Source organism: Streptomyces sp. WMMB303, assembly GCF_029351045.1.
Lineage (GTDB): Bacteria > Actinomycetota > Actinomycetes > Streptomycetales > Streptomycetaceae > Streptomyces.
Map to the genome: position 1 here is coordinate 4,225,022 of NZ_JARKIN010000001.1, position 16,041 is coordinate 4,241,062.

The window sequence follows — 16,041 nt, forward strand, 5'->3', positions numbered from 1 at the left end:
GAGCCCATGGAGAACACGGGCTCGGGTATGACGGGCATTGTCGAGGATCCGCACTTACTTCTGCAAGTACATCTGCAATTACATCTGTAAGCACGCCCAGTTGTGAGACGCTTCCGGACGTCGCAACCGCCACGGGGGACGCAAGTGACGTAGGGAGAGTCGTACATGCAGATCGAGAACGGCATCGAGGCCACGAAGATCGAGGGTGCCGCCTGGCGCAAGAGCCGCCGCAGCAACCCGAACGGCAACTGCGTGGAGGTGGCAGCGCTTCCCGGACAGGGAGTCGCCGTCCGCAACTCCCGGTTCCCCTCCGGACCCGCCCTGGTCTACACCCCCGCCGAGATCGCGGCATTCGTCCAGGGCGCCAAGGACGGCGACTTCGACGACCTGCTGGACGCCTAGGTCCTTCCGCCCGGACCGGGGATCGGGACCGGGCGCGTGCGCACCGGGCCCGGCGGGGTCGGCATCCTCCGCATCCGCGGACCCCGCCCCGGACCGGGCCCGCGACGACCGACCGCCGAGCCGCCGCCCACGACTGACCGCCGATCACAACCGAACAGCACCACGGACACCGCCGCCACACGACACGGACGTGTGGCGGCGGTTCGCCTCCGATGACGCCGCCACACCGGAACGCCGGCACCCGGCCCGCCGGCTGCGGCACACGGAGTGCCTCCGCCCGCCCGCAGCGGGTCCCCGCCACCGGGCCGTCAAATCCGGCCGTACAACCTGTATGGCTGTACGCTCAGTCGGAGGAATGGGACACTGAGCATCCGAGCAGTCACTCAGGGAAGCTAGGCGGGCGCGATGGAGGCACAGCCGCGACGCGAGACGTCGCCCGGACGCATCCTGGACCACCCCAGGGGCGGACCGACGATCCTGCGTATCGTCCTGGGCACCCAACTGCGGCGGCTGCGCGAGGAGCAGGGCATCTCCCGGGAGGCCGCGGGGGAGGCGATCCGCGGTTCGCACGCCAAGATCAGCCGCCTGGAGCTGGGGCGGGTCGGCTGCAAGGAGCGGGACGTCGCCGACCTGCTCACGCTGTACGAGGTGTGGGACCAGCAGCAGCGCGAGGAGTATCTGGAGCTGGCCCGGCAGGCCGGCTCACCGGGCTGGTGGCAGAAGTACAGCGACGTGATGTCTCCGTGGTTCGACCGGCTGCTCGGCCTGGAGGAGGCCGCGTCCGTCATCCGCGCCTACGAGGTGCAGTTCGTACCCGGACTCCTGCAGACCCGCGACTACGCCCGCGAGGTCATCCGGCTCGGCCACCCCCGCGACGACAGCCGGCGCAGCGAGCGCCGTATCGAGCTGCGCATGGAACGCCAGTCGATCCTCGACCAGCCGCACTCCCCTCGGCTGTGGGCCGTGATGGACGAGGCCGCGCTGCGCCGCCCGCTGGGGACCCGCGAGGTGATGCGCGCCCAGCTCGAGCACCTCATCGACGTCGCCCAGCGGCCCAACGTCACGCTGCAGATCGCCCCGTTCAGCATGGGCGGACTCGCCGCCGCGGGCGGCCCGGTCACGATCCTGCGCTTCCTGGAGCCCGATCTCCCGGACATCGTCTACCTCGAACAGCTCACCTCGTCGCTCTACCTGGAGAAGCGGGACGAGGTGGAGGGCTACCTGGTGGTCATGGACCGACTGTGCGCGATGGCCGAACCCCCGAACCGAACCGTGGCGTTCCTGGAGAAGCTGCTGAGCGAGTACTGACCGGGCTCCGCACCGCCGCTCCGTACCGGGACATCCCTCGAAGTGCGGCACGCTGCCCCTCGCGCGTCGCGTGACGCGGCGGGCGGGCCCGACCGCCGCGACCAGTTTCGCGACCCCGCCCCCACCGCCTGACCCCGCACGACGCGGCGGCCAGGTGCTTGGCGATCGCGGCACTCCGCGGGCGCGCCCTCGGCTGACTCGGAGGTGGGGAGCCACTCCAGCCGCTTCACGCCCGGACCGCCGAGCCCGCCGCCTCGGCCACTCGCCGACGCCCGGGCCGTGGCCCTGGGCGACCGACGGGGGCAGGCAGGCCGCCAGCGTCCAGAAGCGAGCGTGGACGGCGATCCCGGCGCCCTGGGCGCTCCCGGAACTGCCCCGCCCGACCCGCGAGGGATGATTTCGCGCCGTATGCGGCAGGCGGCGTCGCGCGGACGCTGCCCGGCCACATGATCCCCGCCCACCCTTCATCGGGCTGACCGAGCGGGACCCGGGGTGGCGGATCGAAGCCCCGTTCACCGTGGTCGTCGCCGAGGACGACAAGGGCCTGGCGCACGCCGCCGAGGAATACCGGTGCTGGGAGCGGGTGGCGCGGGAGGTGGACTTCCACCGGCTCGGCTCCGGCGGCCACTACTTCGTCCGGGGCAACCCCGCCGGAACGGCCGAACTGATCGAGCGGGCATGGGTGTCCGCGGCCGAGAGGGAGGACTGAGATGCCGGTTCCCGTGCCCGGACCGATCCCCGTGCTGTGCTTCCCGTTCGCGGGAGCGGGGGCGTCCGCCTTCCGCCGCTGCCAGGAGTACGGCAGCGACACCGTACGGATCTGCCCGGTGCAACTGCCGGGCCGTGAGGAGCGGTTCGGAGAATCGCTCCACACCGACGTCGCGGCGGCGGCGGACGGGCTGCTGCCCGAGATCCTGGATCAGCTCGCCGGGGAACCGTACGTGGCGCTGTTCGGGCACAGTATCGGAGCCGTGCTGGCCTACGAGACGGCTCACCGGATCGCGGCACTGGGCCACCCCGAGGTGGTCAAGCTGTTCGTGAGCGGCTCCCCCGGGCCGTGGAAACGGCGCCGGATCCGCGCCACGGGGCTGTCCGACGCACTGTTCCTGGAGCGGGTGCGGGAGTTCGCCGGATACACCCATCCGGCCCTCGAGCATCCGGAGCTGCGGGAGATGCTGCTGCCGCCGCTGCGTGCGGACGTCGAGATGCACGAGAACTACCTGGCTCCCTCTGAGAAGCCGCTGGCGATCCCGGTCGTCTCGGTCCGCGGCGCGGAGGACGAACTGGTCTCCCCCGCGCGGAGGCGGTCGAGTGGGAATCGGCCACCACCGCGGGCTGCCGGCAGGTCGAACTGCCGGGCGGGCACATGTATCTGGTGGACGAGCCCGCCGCTCTGGTGCGGCTGCTCGACGCGGAGCTCTCCTGGCAGGGGGTGGCACGGGGAACGGGGTACTCGTCGCTCCTCCGCCCGCCCCGGCGGCCGCTGTCGGAGCCGGGGACACGACTGCCGGGCAGCTGGCGGGCAAGACGGCGGTCATCACGGGTGCGGCCCGCGGCATCGGACGGGCCTGCGCGCTGGCGTACGCCCGTGCCGGAGCGGAACTGCTCCTCACCGACATCGGCCACGACCTGACGGGAGTGCCCTACCCGCTGGGCAACGCGGACCAGTTGGCGCACACCGCGCGGCTGTGCCAGGAGCTGTCCCCGGCCGCCACCGTGGTCAGCGCCGAGGCGGACGTACGCGACCTGGACGCCGTACGGGAAGTCGTGGACGGGGCACTGGACCGGTTCGGCCGGATCGACATCCTGCTCAACAACGCCGGCATCGCGGCGCCGTCGGGCAAGACGGTGCAGGACATCACGCCTTCCGAGTGGGAGCTGATGCTGGACGTCGACGTCTCGGGGGCCTGGCGGATGATCCGCGCCGCGGGCCCCGCGATGGCCGCGCAGCGGTCGGGCAGCGTCATCAACGTCTCCTCGACGGCCGGGCTGGTGGGCTACCGGCACTTCGCCGGGTACGTCACCGCGAAGCATGCGCTGATCGGGCTGACCAAGTCCGCGGCGCTGGACTTCGCCCCGTTCGGGGTCCGGGTGAACGCGCTGTGCCCCGGCTCGGTACGGGACGACGGCGCCGCGGAGGGCCGGATGCTCAGCGAGATCGCCCGCTCGCTGGAGGTGCCGGTGGCCGAGCACGAGGAGACCTTCGTGGCCGCGCAGCCGATGAACCGCCTGATCGAGCCCGAGGACGTGGCGGGGACCGCGCTGTGGCTCGGCTCCGACGGCTCCCGGCAGGTGACGGGTTCCACCGTCACCGTCGACGGCGGGTTCACCAGCCGATGAGCGGCGGCACAGGTCACCTCGGGCAGCACAGCGACAGCGGGGAGAGAAGGACGATGGACGACACAGGCCGGCTGTGCCAGGCGCTCGCCGTACGCCTGCACGCGGACGCCGGCACCGGGCCGACGGAGCGCGCGCCGGCCCGCGCGGCGGGCGGGGTGCGGCTGTGGGTGCAGGACGTGCCCGGCGGCGCGGATACGGAGATCGCGGCGGTACGGCGGGAGCGCGAACTCTCCCGGCCCGCCGACCCGCGCACCGGGCCGGGGCTGCGGGCGGTGCTGCTGCGGTACGCGGACGGGGCGGCGGACCTGGTCGTGGTCGCCCACCGGGCGGTGCTGGCCCAACCCTGCGACCTGGCCCGGGCCCTGCTGGGCGAGGAGGTGGACTTGGCGGTCCCGGCCGGCGATGCGGCAGCCGAACGGGAGGCGCGCCTGCGGTCGGCGCTGCGGGACCTCGACCGCCGCCCGGTACCGGAGTGGGGCCTGGGCGAGGCCGGGGCCCCGACCGTGGGGCACCGCCGCTTCACCGTCCCGGCCCGCGGGCGGGCGGCGGACCCGGTCTCGCTGCGGGCGGCGCTCGGGCTGGTCCTCGCCCGCTGCACCGGGACCTCCGAGGTGGGGGTGGGGGTGGACGCGGAGCAGCGGGTGGTCTTCTCCGCGACGCCGGGCCGGACCGTGGCGGAGGGCCGGATGACGCCCGGGTTCGTGGCCCGCAAGGAGTGCGGGTTCGCGCCCTGCTTCGAGGAGGTCGGCCATCTGGTCGACGGCCGCGACCCGCTGCAGGACGACGCGGACGTGCTGGAGGTGGTGGCACGGGCGCACGCCGCTGTCGGATTCTGCACCGGGTGGACCCATACCGAGCTGCGACTGACTGCCGAGGGCCCGAAGGTGGTCGAGATCAACGCCCGGATCGGCGGTGACCGCATCCCTGATCTCGGGCGGCTGGCGCTGGGCACCGACGCGGCGCTGGCGGCCGCTCGACTGGCCTGCGGCGCGGAGCCGCCCGGTCTCCGTCCCGGCCCCCGGCGAGCGGCGGGAGTCCGGTTCCGCTATCCGGAGGAGGACTGCCTGGCCCGCGCGGTGCGGGTGGACATGGCGGCGCTGCCACCGGAGGTGACCGAGGCACGAGCGATCGCCCTGCCGGGGCAGGAGCTGCGGCTGCCGCCGCACGGCGCGGTCGCGGGCCGGTACGGGCTGGTCACCGCCGTCGCGGAGTCGGCCCAGGAGTGCCGTGCCGCCCTGGAGAAGGGTGCGGAGGCGGTACGGCTGGAGGTGCTCCGCCCGCTGGGGCCGCCGCGCGGCTGACACGGGTAGCGGACCACTGCTGCCGGCCCGGGTCCGGAGAGGGCAGTGAAGCCGGGTCGGCAGGACGGCCGCTCATCAGCCACGGGGCTCATCCGGTGTTCCGCGCTCGGCGGCCGGAGTCGGCGCGGGGCTACGGCTTTCGCGCCACGCCGCCGAACTCGAACCAGGTCTCGTCCTCCAACTGGCGTGCGCACAGGTCGGAGTCGGGCCGCCAGTCGTTGACCTCGACCAGGCCGGGTTCCAGCACGTCGAGACCGGCGAAGTACGCCTCGACGTCGTGCGGTTCGCGGACCCGGCCCCACTGGCCGTTGGTGCTGCGGTCCATGAACCCGGTGACGAAGTCGCGGGTCTCCCGGTCGTGGCTGACGAGTTGGTTGAGGACGACGAAGCTGCCGGAGGGCACGCGCTCCAGGGCACGGCGCACCACGGCGGCGGGGTCGGAGTGGTCGGGGATGCAGTGCATCACCGAGACGAAGAGCAGCGCCACCGGCCGGGAGAGGTCGATCAGGCGCTTCACCTCGGGGCTGTCGAAGATCGCATCGGTGTCGCGCAGGTCGGCCTGGATCACCGCGGTGTCGGCGTTCTCCTCCAGCAGCGCCCGGCCGTGGGCGAGCACGATGGGGTCGTTGTCCACATAGACCGCGCGGGCTCCGGGGGCCGCGCGCTGGGCGACCTGATGGACGTTGTCCTGGGTGGGCAGCCCGGAACCGTGGTCGAGGAACTGGCGGATGCCGTACTCGCCCACCAGGATGCGCACGACCCGCTGCAGGAAGCGGCGGTTGTTGCGGGCGAGGTGGCGGGTGCGCGGCACCTTCTCGTCCAGCACCGCGACGGCTTCCCGGTCCACGGCGTAGTTGTCCTTGCCGCCGAGGTAGTGGTCGTACATCCGGGCCACACTCGGGATGTTGATGTCCACCGCGTGCTGCCCGGCTCCGGTCGTCTCGTCCCGCATACGCGCCCCAGTGTGTTCACCGGCACACCGCGCACCGACCGCGCGGGCACCTGCCCTGGCGGGAAGCATGTCACGCCGGTGCGGTCCGGACCAACGTCAAGTGACCTCAGCCCAGCGGAATTTGACCAGGTGACCGGGACAGAACGGGAGGAGCCGGGAGGGTCGCGGCACCCCGGGAGGGTCGCGACGCGGGGGCCGCCGTTCCCGCACCGGGGGCGCCACCGGAGGCCCTACAGCACGCCGTCGGCGGTACCCAGTTCGGCCCACACCACGCGGCCGCACCGGCCGCCGTGCGCGGAGACGCCCCAGCGCTGCGCGAGGGCGCCGACGAGCTGCAGTCCCCGGCCGTTCACCTCTTCGGGGGCCGCGCTGCGCGGCTGCGGCGCACAGTGCTGGGTGCCCTCGTCGGTGACCTCTATCCGCAGACGTTCGTCGTCCAGGTGGATGCGGCACGCTATCCGGACGGTGTCCGTGTGCAGGACGGCGTTGGTGACGAACTCGGAGATCACCAGTTGCGCCGTGTGGGCGAGCTCCTCGGGAAAGCCCCAGTGCTGCAGCTTCCCGCGGAGCCGGGCGCGGGCGCGGGCGACCGACGAGGTGTGAGCGGGGAGCTCGAATCCCTCCTGGCGCGCCACCTCGGCCGGCGCGGCCGACGGTGCGGGCAGGGGGAGCTGCGTGAGGGGATACGAGGAGGCCACGGGGGAACGCCTTCCGTCTACCTGTGAGGGGAGGGGACGGCTACCGGGGAGCAGTCCGCGCCGGGCGCGAGCGGGCCCGCGCAGGCATCGGCCGGACGGGCCGCCGCGGGCCACTCCGGCGGCAGCGGTGCTGTGCGGCTCCGGTGCCGCAGTCTCATGAGCTGGGTCACGCTCTTCACTATGCCCAGCTTCTTTCACAGATGGCAAGAGGAGTTCTGCAATTCGCAGAATCGCATGGGCAGTATGGCTGCTGCACACCAGCCATGGCACACTGCTTGACGCCAGGGTCCGCCAGGGGAGGCAGTCAGGGAGGCAGTAGTGGCCGAGGCTCGTTCCGCGCCGACTGTGGGGCAGATAGTGCTCGGCCTACGCCTTCGCGACCTCCGCGAGCGTGCCGGACACTCCTTCACCGACGCCGCGTACGCGCTCAGTGTCAACACCACGACGGTGCGTCGCATGGAGAAGGCCGAGGTGGGCCTCAAGCCGCCCTACGTGGAGAAGCTGCTGCGGATGTACGGCCTCTCCGACGAGGAGACGGCCTCGTTCCTGGCCCTGGTGGACGAGGCGAACCGGCCCGGCTGGTGGCACAGCTTCCGTGATGTGCTGCCGCCCTGGTTCAGCCTCTACGTGAGCCTGGAGGGCGAGGCCAGCCTCATCAGGGCGTACGAGCCGCACTGCGTACCGGGACTGCTCCAGACGGAGGAGTACGCGCGAGCCCTGCTGCGCACCGGATTCCCCTCCGCCGAGGAGGACGAGCTGGACCGCCGGGTGCAGTTGCGCATGGGCCGCCAGCGGCTCCTCCAGGACCCCGAGGCGCCGGTGCTGTGGGCCGTGCTGGACGAGCAGGTGCTGCGCCGCCACGTGGGCTCACCCTCCGTGATGCGGGGCCAGATCGACCGGCTGATCGAGCTGTCCCGGCAGCAGAACATCACGCTGCAGATCATCCCGTTCACCGCGGGTGCCCACCCCGGCATGTTCGGGCCCTTCCAGCTCTTCCGGTTCGAGATTCCGGAGCTCCCGGACATCGTCTACACCGAGAGCCTGACAGGCGCCACGTACCTGGACGAGCGTCCGGACACCGCTGCCTACCTGGAGGTGCTGGACCGCATGGGCGCGCAGGCCGCGCCAGTACCACACACCGAGGCTGTACTCGGTGAGATCCGCAAGGAGTTCTGAACCATGGGTCATTCCGGCCACCCCCCACACATATACAACGGCATGCCCGCGAAACACCTCGGCACCGAGGGCTGGCAGAAGCCGTGGAGCGGCACCAACGGCGGCAGCTGCGTCGAGGCGATGAAGCTCGGCGACGGCCGGGTGGCTCTGCGGCAGTCGACCGACCCGGAAGGTCCGGCGCTGATCTACACCACCCACGAGTTCGAGACCTTCCTCAGGGGCGCCAAGCAGGGCGTTGCCGACTTCCTGCTGGCATCCGACTGACCGCACCGCCATCACCCCGGAACCCGGAGAACGGAGAGGCCGCATGACCGCAGAGGGCAACCCTCCCGGCATAGACACCACCAAGCCCCACTCGGCCCGGATGTACGACTACTACCTCGGCGGCAAGACCCACTACGAGGTGGACGTCCAGGCGGCCGAGGCGGTCATCGCGACCGTTCCGTTCGCCGGTGCGATGGCCCGCGCCAACCGCGACTTCATGATCCGCGCGACCCGCTGGGTGGCCTCCGAGGCCGGCGTACGGCAGTTCCTGGACATCGGCAGCGGCATCCCCACCGAGCCCAACCTCCACCAGGTGGCCCAGTCGGTCGCCCCCGAGGCACGGGTCGTCTACACCGACAGCGATCCCATCGTGCTGCAGTACGCGCAGGCGCTGCTGCACAGCACACCCGAGGGCCGCACCACCTACCTGCAGGCCGACGCGGCCAAGCCGGAGTCCATCGCCGACTCCGACGAACTGCACGCCACGCTCGACCTGAGCAGCCCGGTGGCCCTCTCGGTCAACGCGCTCTTCCACTTCGTCCCGGACGAGTGGGGGCCCTACGAGATCCTCACCGGGCTGCTGGACAGGCTGCCCTCCGGCAGCTACCTGTGTCTCTCGCACGCCACCGCGGACATCGACGACCCGGCCCTGGCCGCACTGGGCCGCGAGGTCGAGGAGATCTACGCCAAGGGTGGCACCGCACTCCGACTGCGGGACCGCAGCGAGGTCGGCAGGTTCTTCGAGGGGCTCGAACTGGTCGAGCCGGGCATCGTGATGGCGCACGACTGGCGCCCGGAGCCCGGCCGGACGGAGGAGCTCGAAGAAGGACAGCCCAGCATGCTCGCGGGCCTGGCCCGCAAACCCTGAACCACGAGGCACCACGACAGGCACTACTGAGGGGGAGACCGCATGTCCGAGCAGGACGGACCACCGCCGGTCGACACGGCCATACCGCACTCCGCGCGGATGTACGACTACTACCTCGGGGGGAAGACCCACTACGAGGCGGATGTGCGGGCGGCCGAGGCGGTGGTCGCCAAGCTGCCGGAGATCGTCACGGCGGCGCGCACCAATCGCGACTTCATGATCCGCGTCACCCGCACCCTGGCGGCGGAGTACGGCGTGCGGCAGTTCCTGGACATCGGCAGCGGCATCCCGACCGAACCCAACCTCCACCAGGTGGCCCAGTCGGTCGCCCCCGACGCACGGGTCGTCTACACCGACAACGATCCGATCGTGCTGCAGTACGCGCAGGCGCTGCTGCACAGCACACCCGAGGGCCGCACCACCTATCTGCACGCGGACGCGACCCGGCCGGAGACCGTGCTGGACTCGCCCGAGCTGGGCCAGACCCTCGACCTGGACCGCCCGGTGGCCGTCTCGGTGAACGCGCTCGTCCACTTCATCCCGGACGAACGGGCACCGGAGGGAATGCTGCGCACGCTGCTCGACCGGCTCGCTCCGGGCAGTTTCCTGTCGCTGAGCCACGGGATCGCCGATGTGCCCGACCGGGAGGGCTCCGAGCGGATCGACCACGTGGTCGACATCTACCGGCGCAGCGGCACGGTGCTCGTGCCCCGGAGCCGGGAGCAGGTCGCCCGGTTCTTCGACGGATGGGAGCTGCTGGACCCGGGGCTGACCATGACGCATCTGTGGCGCCCCGACAACGGCCCCGACGGCGGGCTGCCCAAGGGCACCTTGACCCTGTACGCGGGGGTGGGCCGCAAGCGGTGAGCGTGCAGGCACGGAGCCGGAGGCGTTGACAGGTCCGGCCATCGACGTGACCATAAGCAAGCGCTTAGAAACTGAGCACCGCACGTCACTGCCGCCTGCTCACCGCCTCCGGGATCGGACCGCCCCATGCCCTCACCCTCGCTGCTGCTCTCCCGCCGCGACCTGGACTTCCAGCTCCACGACTGGCTGGACGTCGAGGCGCTGACCCGGCGGGCCCGCTACGCCGAGCACTCCCGCGAGACCTTCGACGACGCCCTGGAGCTGAGCGAGCGGATCGCCACCCGGCACTTCGCCCCGCACAACAAGAAGAACGACCAGGAGGAGCCCTGGTTCGACGGCGAGCGGGTGCACACCGTCGAAGAGGCCTCCGAGGCGCTCGGAGTGTTCGCCGAGTCCGGGCTGCTGGCGGCGGCCATGGACGAGGAGTTCGGCGGCATGGGCATGCCGCACACGATCGCCACCGCGTGCTTCTCCTACTTCCAGGCGGCCAACGTCGGCACCTCCGCCTACCCGTTCCTCACCCTGGGCAACGCGCGCCTGCTGTGCGCCCACGGAACCCGCGAGCAGATCGACACCTATGTACGGCCGATGCTCGAAGGGCGCTACTTCGGCACCATGTGCCTGTCCGAACCGCAGGCCGGCTCCTCCCTCGCGGACGTCACCACCCGCGCCGAGCCGCAGCCGGACGGCACCTACCGGCTCTTCGGCACCAAGATGTGGATCTCCGGCGGCGACCACGAGCTGTCCGAGAACATCGTCCACCTGGTGCTCGCCCGGGTGCCCGGCGGGCCGGCGGGCGTCAAGGGGCTGTCCCTGTTCATCGTCCCCAAGTACCTGGCCGCGCCGGACGGCGGCCCGGGAGAGCGCAACGACGTGGTGCCGGCCGGGCTCAACCACAAGATGGGCTACCGGGGCACCACCAACACGCTGCTCAACTTCGGCGAGGGCGCCCGCCACCGGCCCGGCGGGGAGCCGGGAGCCGTCGGGCACCTGGTGGGCGAGGAGCACCGCGGGCTGGCGTACATGTTCCACATGATGAACGGCGCCCGCATCGGTGTCGGCGCGGGCGCGATGGCGCTGGGATACACCGGCTATCTCAAGTCCCTCGCCTACGCGCGCGAGCGGCCGCAGGGGCGCGCGCTCGCGGCGAGCGGCAAGGACGCGGCGGCCCCGCAGGTTCCGATCGTGCAGCACCCGGACGTGCGGCGGATGCTGCTGGCGCAGAAGTCCTATGTGGAGGGCGCGCTGGGGCTGCTCCTGTACTGCTCCATGCTGGTGGACGAGCAGCGCTCGGCCCCGGTCGAGGAGGACCGGGGCCGCGCCGAACTGCTGCTGGACGTCCTGACGCCGATCGCGAAGAGCTGGCCCTCGCAGTGGTGCCTGGAGGCCAACAGCCTGGCCATCCAGGTGCACGGCGGCTACGGCTACACCCGCGAGTACGACGTCGAGCAGCACTACCGCGACAACCGCCTCAACCCCATCCACGAGGGCACGCACGGCATCCAGGGCCTCGATCTGCTGGGCCGCAAGGTGGTGCAGCACGGCGGCGCCGGACTGCACGCGCTGGACGGTGCGGTGCGGGAGACGCTGCGGCGTGCCGAGGCGGCCGGGGGCGAGGCAGCCGTGCTGGCCGGGACGCTGAGCGGCTACTGGGAGCGGGCCATCGGCGTGACGGCCCGGCTGTGGGAGAGCGGCGACCCGAGGACGGCGCTGGCCAACTCCTCGGTCTATCTGGAGGCAGTCGGGCACGTGGTGGTGGCGTGGATCTGGCTGGGCCAGTTCCTGGCCACGCTGTCCGCCGACCGCGCGGACGCGGGAGCCGAGGCGTTCCTGCGCGGCAAGCAGCAGGCGGCCCGGTACTTCTTCCGCGCCGAACTGCCCCGAACCGGCCCGCAGTTCGACCTGCTGGCCGCGCTGGACACCGTCGCGGCCGACACCGATCCCGACTGGCTCTGAGCCCGGCCGGCGCGGCTCAGCCCTCACCCAGGTCGCGCCGGTCCAGGGGCCGGGTGGCCGGGCCCTGGAGCACGGTGCCGTCCGTGGCGAACCGCGAGCCGTGGCAGGGACACTCCCAGGCGGTCTCGGCGTCGTTGAACCGGACCAGGCAGCCCAGGTGCGGGCAGCGCGGCGAGAGGACACGCAGTTCGCCCTCGGTCGTCCGGTGCACCGCGCAGCGCCGCCCGCGCACCCGCACGATGGCGCCGTCGCCCGGCAGGATCTCGTCCACCGAGTCGACATGGCTGGGGCGCAGCCGGTCGGCGACGAACCGCCGGGCGACCGCCGACTGCAGGCGCAGCAGCGCGGGTGCCTCGCCGGCCCGCAGCCGCACCGGGTCGTAGAGCTGCGCCCACGGCGGCAGCGGCTCGCCGGTGAGCTGGGCGGCGAGCAACTGCCCGGCCAGCACCCCCGAACTCATCCCCCAGCCGCCGAAGCCCGCGGCGACATAGGTGTGCCGGGTCCCGGCGTGGAGTCGCCCGATGTACGGCACCCGGTCGGTGGTCTCGTTGTCCTGGGTGGCCCAGCGGTGGGCGAGCCGGGCGCTGGGGAATCGCTCGTAGGTCCAGGCGGCCAGCCGTTCGTAGCGGGCGCCGACGGAGCCGGTGCCGGGTGTCCCGGGGGCGAACGTCTCCCCCGTGACGATCAGCAGCCGCCGTCCGTCGCCGAACGGGTAGGGCGCGGTGCGCACCGAACGGCTGCCCCGTTCCGGGGAGACGTAGGTGCCGCCCGGGTCTTCTTCTTCGGGCAGCAGCGCGGAGATGACCAGTTCCCGGCGGGGTTGCAGCCGGGAGAACATCAGCGCCCGGTCGAAGACCGGATAGTGGGTGGCCACCACCACGTCCCGCGCACGCACCTCTCCCCCGTTCTCGGCCCGCAGCAGGCAGGGCTCCCCCTCGTCGAGCGCCACGACGCGGGTGCGCTCGAACAGCAGGCCGCCGTGCAGCCGGATGTCGTCGGCCAGCGCCAGCAGATACTTGCGCGGGTGGAACTGCGCCTGGTCCTCGACCCGGACGGCGGCCCGTACCCGGAAGGGCAGTCCGGTGTCGGTGACGAAGGAGGCGTCCAGCCCGGCCTCGGCGGCCGCCTCCGCCTCGGCCCGTACCTCGTCCACGTGCTCGGCCGACTCCACGTACAGGTGCGCCGGGACACGCTCCAGTTCGCAGTCGACGCCCAACCGCGCGGCGACGGCGGCCAGCCGGTCGACAGCGCCCTGCTGCGAGAGCGCGTAGTGCCGCGCGTCCTCGGCGCCGCGGTCGGCGCGGAGCCGGCTGTAGGTCAGTCCGTGCAGCGCGGAGAGCTTGGCCGTGGTGTGCCCGGTGACCCCGGCCGCCAGCCGGTCCGACTCCAGCACGGCGACGCTGCGCCCGGCGCGGGCCAGCTCCCAGGCCACCGAGAGGCCGGCGATACCGCTGCCCACCACGGCCGCGTCCACCTCGATCCGGCTGTCGGGCGGCAGTTGGGGGCGGACCTCCCCCGCCGCCGAGAGCATCCAGTAGGACTCGTATCCGACGGGCAGTGTGGTCACCGCCGCCTCCCTTCGGCCCCCGGGGTCGTCCTCCCTGTGGTTCCCGCTGGTACGCCGCTCACCCCCACCGGCCACCCGCATATCACCTGGATTCGGCCGAAAAAGCGCTTCCCTGCGAGGTTTCGCACAGCGAAATTCCGCCAACTCCTCCCGCACGGTGCGGTGACAGCGCTACGGTGTGTGCGCGCGGGGACGGTCGGTTGTTTGCTGCACGCCGGGAGGGTTCCGCGATGAGCGACAAAGGGCACCGGACGCCTGCTCACCACCTCGAAGAGCTGCTGGCCCGCGCCCAGAACCCGTTCGACGTCCGCGACACGGTCCTGGACCGACTACGCAGCGCTGTGATGTGCCAGGTGGAGTTGTACGGCTGGCGGCACCGCAACGTCCCGGCGCCCGCTCTGCGGTGCAGCAGTTTCCGCCATGTCTTCCTGCTCGCCGACGGCAGCAGCGTGCTGCTGTGGGAACTGCGCTACGACAGCCCGGACGGCGCGGGCGAACTGCACGAGGTGTACGACGACACGGAAGCGCTGCGCCGTGCCGAGCGCCGGGCGCACCGCCGGATGGGCGAGAAGGGCGAACCGGACCGCCCGGGCCGGACGGCCGCGGTGTTCGACTTCCTGCCCGGGGCCCCGGGCACGGCCTGCCCGCGGCGCGAGTACTCCGAGGGCGACTCGGCCGACCACGCCCGCAGGCTGCTGCGCCGGGCCGAGAACCAGGACCGGCCGGGCGAGGAGACGCTGCGGCTGCTCTCCTCCGCGCTGGGCCACCACATCCTGCATGTTCCCGGGCCCCGCGTACGGGCCGGGGACTGCCAGGTGTGGTGCTCGGTCTACGAGCACGCCTTCCTGCTCGCCGACGGCAGCGAGATCAGCCTCTACGAGCTGGAGCACAACATGACGGGCAGCGGCCGGCTGGCGTGCGAGGTGTACCCGGACGAGTCCGTGGCCGGCCAGGCAGCACACCGCCTCGCCCGGGAGCGGGGCTTGGACCTGTAGATCCCGGCCACGGTCGCCCGTGGACCGCCGAGCATCGGAGGAACGGCCATGTCCGCTCACGGACGCCACCGCCGCCATCAGCCACGCGCCGTCTCCCGCGTCTCGTTACGGGTGACGGCCGGCGGGGCGGGGATCGCACTGCCCCTGGTCGGGGCGCAGGCCGCGGACGCCGCGGCAAGGGATGTGTGGGAGAAGGTGGCCGCGTGCGAGAGCAGCGGCAACTGGAACACCGCCACCGGCAACGGCTATTACGGAGGCCTCCAGTTCTCCAGCAGCACCTGGGAGGCGTACGGCGGTACCGCCTACGCCGCCGGGGCCGACCAGGCCACCAAGGACCAGCAGATCGCGGTCGCCGAGAAGGTGCTCGAAGGCCAGGGCCCCGGCGCCTGGCCCACCTGCGGGCCGCGCGCGGGCCTCGTACGCGGCGACGCGGCTCCGGCCGCCGCCCGGGACGACTCCGGGGGGCAGGCGGATGCGGCCGGCCCGGCGCGCGCCGAGCAGGCCGCGCAGGCCAAGGCGGACCGGGCCAGAGCCGAGCGCGGCAAGAAGCTGACGACCTACCAGGTGGTGGGCGGCGACACGCTCTCCGGGATCGCCCAGGAGAACGAGGTGGCGGGCGGCTGGCACACCCTGTACGAGAGCAACCGCTCCACCATCGGCGACGACCCCGACCTGATCCTGCCCGGCCAGCGGCTGAGCCTGACCGGCAGTCCGCGGCGTACCGAGCGCCCGCCCTCCCGGGCCCGCGGCTCCGAGGACGCTGCCGCGCCGAAGGCACCGCGGCAGCGGGCCGAGAAGCGGTCCGCTGCGAAGAAGAAGCAGCAGCCCCCGGAGAAGCACCCACGCAAGGACACCCGGGAGCAGGTGGCGAAGCAGGCCCCCGCACACCGGGACTCACCCTCCGCCACCGCACCCGTCTCCGGCGTGGCCCCCAGCACCGCCTACCGTGCGACGGGCGGCAGTTGGTCCTCGGGGCACCACACCGGGGTCGACTTCCCCGTCGGCACCGGCACCAGCGTCGAGGCGGTCACCAGCGGCACGGTCGTCTCGGCGGGCTGGGGCGGCGCCTACGGATACCAGGTGGTGCTCCGGCACCGGGACGGCAAGTACAGCCAGTACGGCCATCTCTCCGCCATCTCGGTGCGCTCCGGACAGGCGGTGCGCACCGGGCAGCGGCTCGGCCGCTCCGGCGCGACGGGCAACGCGACCGGTCCGCACCTGCACTTCGAGGTCCGTACCGGACCCGGCTACGGCAGCGACATCAATCCGCTGGCGTATCTGCGGGGGCGCGGGGTGCGGATCTGATCTCCTCGTCCTCCCGCCCGCCGGGGGCCGCGGCCGGCTCGA

General features: G+C 72.5%; 15 protein-coding genes and 1 pseudogene. 13 read left to right on the plus strand and 3 right to left on the minus strand.

The features are described from left to right. Positions 1 to 165 precede the first annotated feature (165 nt). From P2424_RS18845 to P2424_RS18870, 6 genes and pseudogenes are all read left to right on the plus strand, one after another. Complete coding sequence (locus P2424_RS18845) at positions 166 to 402, plus strand: DUF397 domain-containing protein (RefSeq protein WP_075000833.1); 237 nt, start codon at positions 166 to 168, stop codon at positions 400 to 402. Positions 403 to 807: 405 nt separating this feature from the next. Then, complete coding sequence (locus tag P2424_RS18850) at positions 808 to 1,710, plus strand: helix-turn-helix transcriptional regulator (RefSeq protein ID WP_276476920.1); 903 nt, start codon at positions 808 to 810, stop codon at positions 1,708 to 1,710. 517 nt (positions 1,711 to 2,227) lie between these two features. Then, the gene (locus P2424_RS18855) at positions 2,228 to 2,419 is read left to right on the plus strand and encodes a hypothetical protein (protein WP_276476921.1); all 192 of its coding nucleotides are present in this window, start codon (positions 2,228 to 2,230) and stop codon (positions 2,417 to 2,419) included. Between the two features lies 1 nt (position 2,420). Beyond that, positions 2,421 to 2,891 (plus strand): annotated as a pseudogene (locus P2424_RS18860) (alpha/beta fold hydrolase); the annotation flags it as partial. A 334-nt stretch (positions 2,892 to 3,225) separates the two neighbouring features. Further along, complete coding sequence (locus P2424_RS18865) at positions 3,226 to 4,050, plus strand: SDR family oxidoreductase (RefSeq protein ID WP_276479023.1); 825 nt, start codon at positions 3,226 to 3,228, stop codon at positions 4,048 to 4,050. Between the two features lie 53 nt (positions 4,051 to 4,103). Beyond that, complete coding sequence (locus P2424_RS18870) at positions 4,104 to 5,351, plus strand: hypothetical protein (protein ID WP_276476922.1); 1,248 nt, start codon at positions 4,104 to 4,106, stop codon at positions 5,349 to 5,351. Positions 5,352 to 5,481: 130 nt separating this feature from the next. On the opposite strand, the gene P2424_RS18875 is transcribed toward P2424_RS18870, so the two are convergent. Both P2424_RS18875 and P2424_RS18880 read right to left on the minus strand, forming a co-directional pair. Then, positions 5,482 to 6,303 carry an SAM-dependent methyltransferase gene (locus P2424_RS18875; protein WP_276476923.1) on the minus strand — a complete coding sequence of 274 codons (822 nt, stop codon included), beginning with the start codon at positions 6,301 to 6,303 and terminating at the stop codon, positions 5,482 to 5,484. A gap of 230 nt (positions 6,304 to 6,533) precedes the next feature. Continuing rightward, entirely contained in the window at positions 6,534 to 7,001 is a 468-nt protein-coding gene (locus P2424_RS18880) for an ATP-binding protein (protein ID WP_276476925.1), read from the minus strand. 318 nt (positions 7,002 to 7,319) lie between these two features. On the opposite strand from P2424_RS18880, the gene P2424_RS18885 reads away from it, so the two are divergent. The 5 genes from P2424_RS18885 (at position 7,320) to P2424_RS18905 (ending at position 12,132) form a co-directional block, all read left to right on the plus strand. Next, complete coding sequence (locus P2424_RS18885) at positions 7,320 to 8,177, plus strand: helix-turn-helix transcriptional regulator (protein WP_276476926.1); 858 nt, start codon at positions 7,320 to 7,322, stop codon at positions 8,175 to 8,177. 3 nt (positions 8,178 to 8,180) lie between these two features. Next, positions 8,181 to 8,441, plus strand: coding sequence for a DUF397 domain-containing protein (locus P2424_RS18890; RefSeq protein ID WP_019356270.1), 261 nt, complete (start codon positions 8,181 to 8,183; stop codon positions 8,439 to 8,441). Positions 8,442 to 8,484: 43 nt separating this feature from the next. After that, positions 8,485 to 9,309 (plus strand): SAM-dependent methyltransferase, encoded by an 825-nt coding sequence (locus P2424_RS18895; RefSeq protein WP_276476927.1) that lies wholly within the window; start codon positions 8,485 to 8,487, stop codon positions 9,307 to 9,309. Between the two features lie 42 nt (positions 9,310 to 9,351). Next, positions 9,352 to 10,176, plus strand: a complete 825-nt coding sequence (locus P2424_RS18900; RefSeq protein WP_276476928.1) for an SAM-dependent methyltransferase — start codon at positions 9,352 to 9,354, stop codon at positions 10,174 to 10,176. Between the two features lie 126 nt (positions 10,177 to 10,302). Next, positions 10,303 to 12,132 carry an acyl-CoA dehydrogenase gene (locus P2424_RS18905; RefSeq protein WP_276476929.1) on the plus strand — a complete coding sequence of 610 codons (1,830 nt, stop codon included), beginning with the start codon at positions 10,303 to 10,305 and terminating at the stop codon, positions 12,130 to 12,132. A 16-nt stretch (positions 12,133 to 12,148) separates the two neighbouring features. Here P2424_RS18905 and P2424_RS18910 read toward each other — a convergent pair whose 3' ends face one another. Further along, positions 12,149 to 13,699, minus strand: coding sequence for an FAD-dependent oxidoreductase (locus tag P2424_RS18910; protein WP_276476930.1), 1,551 nt, complete (start codon positions 13,697 to 13,699; stop codon positions 12,149 to 12,151). A 230-nt stretch (positions 13,700 to 13,929) separates the two neighbouring features. On the opposite strand from P2424_RS18910, the gene P2424_RS18915 reads away from it, so the two are divergent. Then, positions 13,930 to 14,694, plus strand: a complete 765-nt coding sequence (locus P2424_RS18915) for a DUF6227 family protein (RefSeq protein WP_276476931.1) — start codon at positions 13,930 to 13,932, stop codon at positions 14,692 to 14,694. Between the two features lie 48 nt (positions 14,695 to 14,742). Continuing rightward, positions 14,743 to 15,999: a transglycosylase family protein gene (locus P2424_RS18920; protein WP_276476932.1), complete on the plus strand. Its 1,257-nt coding sequence runs from the start codon at positions 14,743 to 14,745 to the stop codon at positions 15,997 to 15,999. Positions 16,000 to 16,041: the final 42 nt, after the last annotated feature.